This window comes from Mycobacterium sp. E183 (assembly GCF_001667735.1).
Lineage (GTDB): Bacteria > Actinomycetota > Actinomycetes > Mycobacteriales > Mycobacteriaceae > Mycobacterium.
Map to the genome: position 1 here is coordinate 1 of NZ_LZJN01000221.1, position 749 is coordinate 749.

Annotated in this window: 1 pseudogene; it reads left to right on the plus strand. The window is 73.0% G+C overall.

Annotated features, from left to right (window positions below):
- A pseudogene (locus tag A5691_RS28460) lies at window positions 1-749 on the plus strand (hypothetical protein); the annotation flags it as partial.

Consider the following 749-nt stretch of genomic DNA (forward strand, 5'->3'; position numbering starts at 1 on the left):
CTGGCCGGCGGTGACGCCACCGCCACCTTCGACACGATGATGGCCCAACTCGGGAACCGGCCGGACGCCCCGGGCGAGGTGTACCTGGTGGGCGATTCCGCCGAGCTGACCCGGGTCGCCGACCAGTTCCGCGATGCGTCGACCATGCGGGTGCAGGTCGCCGAGGACCCGTCTTTCGCGGTCGCCCGGGGCGCCGCCATGGCGGCCGCGGCGCAGACGGCGTTGTCGGCCGGGGATGCGACGGCGATGGCTCCGGCGGTGGGGCTCACGGGCGACGAGACCGCGATGGCGCCGGCCACGGGGCCCACCGGGGACGAGACGACGGTGGTGCCCCCGCCGGCCGCCGAGGAACCGCAGCTGGCGTACTCGATGACCGAGGACGCCGAGCCGTTCGCCGGCGACGATTACGACCCCGAATACGACGAATACGACGGATACGACGACTTCGATCAGACCGAGGCCATCCCCTCGCGGCTCAGCCGCCGGTCCCTGGTGGTCGGCAACGCCGTGATCGCCTTCGCCGTCATCGGTTTCGCGTCGCTGGCCGCCGCGGTGGCCATCGCGGTGCGTCCCACCGCGAGCCAGCAGCCGGTGGTGGGCCACCAGAACGCCGCCCCGGGCAAGTTCATGCCGTTGTTGCCGACGCAGCAGCAGGCGCCGGTGCCCCCGCCTCCGGCCGACCAGCCCAACGCCGGTTTCCAGGGTGGCGTGATCCCGGACGCCAATGGCCTTCTTCCGGCGCAGGGCAC